4 protein-coding genes and 1 riboswitch are annotated in these 6533 nt (G+C 51.4%); all 4 genes read left to right on the top strand.

Annotated features, from left to right (window positions below; all coding sequences use genetic code 11):
• The first annotated feature begins 257 nt into the window (after positions 1-257).
• Positions 258-395: riboswitch (molybdenum cofactor riboswitch) on the top strand.
• 180 nt (positions 396-575) lie between these two features.
• From fdnG to PHV74_14355, 4 genes are read left to right on the top strand one after another with little or no spacing between them, the layout of a single operon-like run.
• Positions 576-3605, top strand: coding sequence for a formate dehydrogenase-N subunit alpha (gene fdnG, locus PHV74_14370; protein ID MDD5095541.1), 3030 nt, complete (start codon positions 576-578; stop codon positions 3603-3605).
• Position 3606: 1 nt separating this feature from the next.
• On the top strand, positions 3607-4407 hold the full coding sequence (locus PHV74_14365; GenBank protein MDD5095540.1) for a 4Fe-4S dicluster domain-containing protein: 801 nt from the start codon (positions 3607-3609) through the stop codon (positions 4405-4407).
• A gap of 1 nt (position 4408) precedes the next feature.
• Complete coding sequence (locus PHV74_14360) at positions 4409-5065, top strand: cytochrome b/b6 domain-containing protein (protein ID MDD5095539.1); 657 nt, start codon at positions 4409-4411, stop codon at positions 5063-5065.
• Positions 5066-5096: 31 nt separating this feature from the next.
• Entirely contained in the window at positions 5097-5918 is an 822-nt protein-coding gene (locus PHV74_14355) for a formate dehydrogenase accessory protein FdhE (GenBank protein MDD5095538.1), read from the top strand.
• The last annotated feature ends 615 nt before the right edge of the window (positions 5919-6533 follow it).

The following is a 6533-nucleotide window of genomic DNA, read 5'->3' as shown; positions in this document are numbered from 1 at the left end:
AGTGCTCAAACCCTCAAAACCGAGGGCTTAACCTATGAGAATGTCACTTGAACGTCAAAACGTCGGTTTCAAAAACCGTGTCAACTTCTTTCAGGGTATTCTTAACCCCTATTCTTAAACGGCCTCGTTATCAAATTCATCCGGGGACGATTGCCTCGATCATTTCTGTTTTCACCTGTCTCGTGCATGTTTGTTGCCTGATTTTGGTGACCTGTGCTACAATGTCTCTGGTTTCCGAGGCATTCTTCGGCAACCGTGGATATCAGACTCTTCGAGCTGTAGTACCTAAAGCTGGGTGGGCTATGGTATGCAGTCTAAGGGCTTTAGGGCCCCGAGGGCGCGAGGGGAAACGCCTGCGCCTCCCATATTTGGAAAGGAGAGGCATGGCTGAGCAATCTTTACAAAGGTTTAAGTACGATCACAATGACAGCCCAGAAGATTCTGTTCGCCATAGGTACGGGACAAGGAAGGAAAGAGCTTAATACACCGGTAGCTAAAGTAGCTACTTTAGGAAGGGGTGTCTAGATAAGGCATCCCTTTTTTTGGGTTCGTTATCTGTCAAACGAGGAGGGACCATGGAACTGAGCCGCAGGGATTTTCTGAAAGCCACTGGGGCTGGGGTGGGCAGCGTAGCTCTGCTTGGAGTTGTGGGATCCAAGGAGAAATCTTATGCTGCTTCCAGCAAAACATTGCCGCTAAAGGCAAAAGTTAAAGAAACAACGACCATCTGCTGTTATTGCTCTGTGGGTTGTGGGGCCATCGTGACGGCGTACGAGGATGGGCGAATCAAAATGGAAGGGGATCCGGACCATCCCATCAACGAGGGAACGCTCTGTCCCAAGGGGCAAGCAATGGCTCAAATTCATCAGGTGGATGGCAAGATCAACCCTTATCGACTCACCAAGCCGCTTTACCGGGCTCCGAACTCAACCACTTGGGAAGAGAAGTCGTGGGATTGGATGATAGGCACTATTGCCGAAAGAGTCAAAGCCACCCGCGATGAAAGCTGGAACGAAAAAACCGGCAGGGTCGATGCCCTTGCCAGCCTGGGCGGTGGAGAGCTGGATAACGAGGAATGTTATCTGCTGGCCAAGATGGATCGTGCTCTCGGCATTGCCTATATGGAGCACTGCGCACGCCTCTGACACTCCTCTACAGTTGCGGCTCTGGCAGAGTCGTTCGGCAGGGGAGCAATGACCAATCACTGGATCGATCTCAGGAATTCCGATTGCATCATGATCATCGGATCGAATGCGGCGGAAAATCATCCCGTATCTTTCAAATGGATCACCAAGGCTATGGAAAAGGGGGCCAAACTCATCCATGTTGACCCTCGATTTAGCCGTACTTCCGCTAAAGCGGACATCTATGCCCCTCTAAGGTCGGGGACGGATATCGCTTTCATTGGCGGGATGATCAACTATGTCGTCAATGATATGGAAAGCAATCCGGGTAATTACAACATGGACTACGTAACCCAGTATACCAACGCTGCCCTGATTGTAAATCCGGACTTCACATTCAACGACGGACTCTTTGGCGAAGTGCAAAACGGCAAATATACCGCTGCTTCCAAGACGAGCTGGCAGTACGCCAATGCCAAAACACCCGCCACTGACCCGACGCTGAAAGACCCGCAGTGCGTATTTCAGTTGATGAAGAAACACTACTCCCGGTATGATGTAGATACGGTCTGCAACATAACCGGCACGCCGAAAGACGTCTACCTGGAGATTATTCATACTTACATACAGACAGGTCAGAAAGGCAAGGCAGGCACTATCTGCTATGCCATGGGAGCTACCCAGCATACCTATGGAGTGCAGAATATCAGATCCTATGCCGTGCTCCAGCTATTGCTGGGTAACATGGGCATTTCCGGCGGCGGTATCAACGCCTTGAGAGGAACCTCGAACGTACAGGGTTCGACTGATATGTGTCTGCTGGCACATATTCTCCCCGGATATCTGAACGTCCCTGTTGAAAGCGATACGGATATTCAGGCTTATTTGAAGAGATCCGGTAAACATCCTGATGCCACGATTACACCTCAGGGGCTGGCCGGAGATAAGAGCTTGAACTGGTGGGGCAATGCCAGCAAATACATCGTCAGCCAGCTCAAATCATGGTATGGCGATGCCGCCACCAAAGAAAATGACTTCTGCTTCAACTATCTTCCCAAGACCGACCCGACGGTGAATTACACGCACGTCGGGATGATCGAAGCAATGGGGGAAGGGAAGATCAAGGGGCTCTGGGTGTGGGGGCAAAATCCTGCTGCTGGCGGACCCAATTCCAATGGAGCCAGAGAAGCTCTGGGCAAACTCGATTGGATGATGTCGGCCGACATCTGGATGAACGAAACAGCCGAGTTCTGGAGAAGACCGGGCGTGGACCCGGCCAGCATCAAGACGGAAGTATTCCTGCTTCCAATGGCTGCCTCCTATGAAAAGGAAGGCAGCATCAGCAACAGCGGTCGCTGGGTACAGTGGCGCTATAAGGCAGTTGAGCCACCCGGAGAAGGCCGGCCTGATCTTGAAGTGATGAACGAGATGATGCTGAAGATCAAGGAACTCTATGCCGGAGACAGCTCTGCCAAGGCCAGGCCGATCCATGATCTGGTATGGAACTATGGGGAGATCAGTTCTGACGCAGTGGCCAAGGAGGTCAACGGCTACGATCTGACCACTGGCAGTCTGATGACCAGCTTCTCTAACCTTAAGGACGACGGTACAACGAGTTGCGGAAATTGGATTTTCTGCAATTTCTATACGGACGCGGATGGAAACAAAGCTAAAAAGCGCATCAACGTAGATGCGCACCCCAAACAAATCGGCCTTTACTCCAACTGGTCATGGGCGTGGCCGGTTAACCGGCGGATTATCTACAACCGGGCATCGGTTGACCTCAATGGAAATCCATGGGATAGCGAGCATCCGGTAATCTTCTATGCCGATGCCAAGTGGCAGGGAGATGTCACTGATGGAGGCGGAGATCCGATCAATATTGCTGCGCCCGGGGCAAGGAATCTGCCCTTTATCATGAACAAGGAAGGCTTAGGGCGCATCTGGGGTAATGGCCTCGCGGAGGGGCCTCTGCCGGAGGTCTATGAAGCTTGGGAAAGCCCTCTGGAGAAAAATCTGATGTCCGGCACCAAGACCAATCCCTGTGCCTTTATCGGGAAGTTCATGAACGAACGGGGAACTCCCGATAAGTTTCCCTGCGTTGGCACTACCTATCGCTGCACCGAACACTGGCAGACGGGCATCATGACCCGGAACCTGCCCTGGCTGGTGGAACTCCAGCCGGAAATGTATGCCGAAATGAGCGAGGAACTGGCCGCAGAGAGGGGAATCCGGAACGGCGACAAGGTTGTGGTCAGTACTGCTCGGGGAGAGGTCAGGGCAGTGGCAATGGTCACTAAGCGATTCCAATCCCTGAAAGTGAACGGACAGACGATTCACCATATTGGTATGCCATGGCACTGGGGATACAGCGGCATGTCCAAAGGCGACAGCGCAAACATGCTGACGCCACATGTTGGAGATGCTAACACTACAATACCAGAGTACAAGACTTTCCTTTGCGATGTGAGGAGGTCATAAGATGGCTAAAGCGATACTCTTTGATGGTACCAAATGCACCGCTTGTCGCGGCTGCCAGGTAGCCTGCAAGCAATGGAATGAGCTGAAGGCGGAAGAAACCACCAATCGAGGAACATTTGAGAATCCGCCCGATCTCTCTTCCGACACTTGGCTGAAGATTAAGTTCACCGAAGTGAGCAAGAATGGAAATGGGGGGATCGACTGGTTATTTACCCGCCGATCCTGCATGCACTGCACCGATGCTGCCTGTGTGACGGTTTGTCCCAGCGGGGCGCTTTCCTATCACAAGCTGGGCTTTGTCCAATACAACAAAGATAAATGTACCGGATGCGGTTACTGTGTGGAAGCCTGCCCGTTCAAAGTTCCCAAGTCAGACGGCGGCAATTTCACCGGCGTACGCAAGGCTTCAAAGTGTCTTTTCTGTCAGGACAGGGTAACCAATGGTTTTGAGCCAGCATGTGTAACTACCTGCCCTACAGCGGCATTGCAATTCGGTGAGCGCAGTGAGATGGTGGCCATTGGCCGGTCCAGGGTCGAGCAACTCGGAAGCACCTATCCGATGGCCAACCTTTACGGGGAGAAACAACTGGATGGGCTTCATGTGCTGTATGTGCTCCCCTATGCACCGGAAGTTCATGGCCTTCCCGCTGACCCCAAAGTGCCTACGGCGGCCGAAGCCCGCGATATTTTGAAGTATGTAGGCGTCGGGGCTGTAGCGGCGGTGGCTGTCGGAGCAGGGCTGAACTTCCTGGTTGCCCGCGCCCGAATGATCGAGGCAAACAAGAAAGGGGGGAAAGGCTAAGATGTCAACGGCAGAAGAAAGAACCATCGAACGCTTTAGAAAGCGCACCATCTGGTTCCATTGGATCAATACCGCAGCGTTCGTGACCTTGCTGATCACTGGCATGTTCTTGTTTCTCCCGGGGTTGGGGGTTGTGGCTCAGGGTGGCATCACCAGGGTCATTCATCGCATTGCGGCGGTGATCTTTGTGCTGGGGCCGATAGTCTATTTCTTCACCAATCCCAGGATGTCGCTCCACTTTATCAAAGAGACGCTTACCTGGGGCAAGGACGACTTCAATTGGATGAAGGCCGCTCCCGATTACTACTTTGGCGGCGACGAGACCAAAATGCCCCCGCAGGGACACGTGAATACCGGACAGAAGATGTGGCAGGGGGTAGTCATAGGCACTTTCATCCTGTTCGTGGCAACGGGCACCATCATGTGGTTCTTCAAAGGTGAAGTGTCTTCCGAAGTTTTCCAGTGGTGTTTGGTTATCCACGATCTGGCGTTTATCGCCGGAATTACTATGCTGCTGGTTCACATCTATCTGGGTGCCATTCACCCCAGGATGACGGAATCGATGCGGTCCATGCTGGATGGGAAGATTTCAAAGCATTATGCCAAGAGCCACTATGGAAAATGGTATGATAGTATTTCCAGCGGCGGCAAGCATTAGAAAATATGCGGTGGGGGAATAAGAGGACAGAGTGGGAATAGACGAGAGGACGCTCCAGAAACTGGATGACTGGCAGCAAGAAGAGGGTTGTTTACCTGAAAATGTTGAACTGTATCGAGATTTGCTGCGCATCTCCGTCGAGGCAAAGAAGAGCATCCCTTCCCCTCAGCCGATACTAACCGAACTTGAAGCAGGTGCTACTCTGCGAAATGGCATCCCATTGGTGAAGTGGGATGCCATTTCTGTTGATTGGCCCACCTTTAGGGAGCTTTTTCAAAGAGCTTTTGCACTACTTGCCGAGCACGCCGTTCCTAGTCCAGAGAAGTCGGAACGTGCGGCCTTTGATATCACTCTCTTGCAGGAAATGGCCAAGGCCTGGTATGAAGACGCATCCTTATCATCGTGGGCCGTCACATTGGGTGTTATGGAAGATGCGCTTGCCAGAGCGATACAGTGTGCGTTGAGACCATTCCTGAAAACCCGGACGGAGGTCCTTGCCGGGTTGGTAGACCAGGGTCAATGGCGACGCGGGTATTGCCCTGTCTGCGGTGGCAAACCCGATTTTGCCTTTCTGGATAAGGATCGAGGGGCCAGACGGCTTGTTTGTTCTCGTTGTGATACCGATTGGCTCTTCCAACGGCTGGAGTGTCCTTACTGCAGAAACAGTGATCAGAAAGAGTTGGCCTACTTTACCGATGAAAAAGAGCTTTATCGACTCTACACCTGTGAACGTTGCCACAGATACTTAAAGGCCATCGATCTCCGCCAGACAGAATCTGAGATACTCGCTCCTTTGGAACGCTTGCTGACTGCTGATATGGACAGGCAAGGACAGGAGAAAGGCTATAAGTAGATGCTCACGGGGAAAGCCTGTGGCACCTTCTCCGCTTTCATGACAGATTACCCCAACACTCCGGTGCGTCGATTTCTCAAACGCGGTACAGATATCACGTTTGGTGCATTTTTCTGTGCAGTCGTCACCTTGTTTTCTTCTGCCTGCGTTTTGTAATCGGGATTGCCGTCATTTTTGATCCCCTTTTGGGGCACGCAAATGGGTTGACTTGAAGAGTGTTTTATGATAAATTTATGGACATATTAACTAGAACGATCTTCTTATACGACATAAGTGCAACATGCATATTGACACAACCCTGAAAGTGTCAATATGTGCATAGGCACTCAGTCTATCGTCACGATGATTCAAGAAAAGTGACTATATGAAGACGGCAGGAGCGGGACATGTTGGCCGCAATCCTTAAGGGTTCATTGTTGGTGCACGGGGAGTTAAATCTGTTTTATTTTACATCGAAATGGCATCAGAACACTAGCCCTTGTACCCGGGATTGGCATTATCTACAAATATCGAATATACTGGCAACAATATCGCTGTGAGTTCAGGTTATCATGAATTCAGAAAACATTCTTGACGTAAAAAACATCACCAAAGACTTCGGTGGGTTAAGGGCTG

This window comes from Dehalococcoidia bacterium (assembly GCA_028711995.1).
Taxonomy (GTDB): Bacteria; Chloroflexota; Dehalococcoidia; order SZUA-161; family SpSt-899; genus JAQTRE01.
This window is presented reverse-complemented; position numbering and strand designations above follow the sequence as displayed.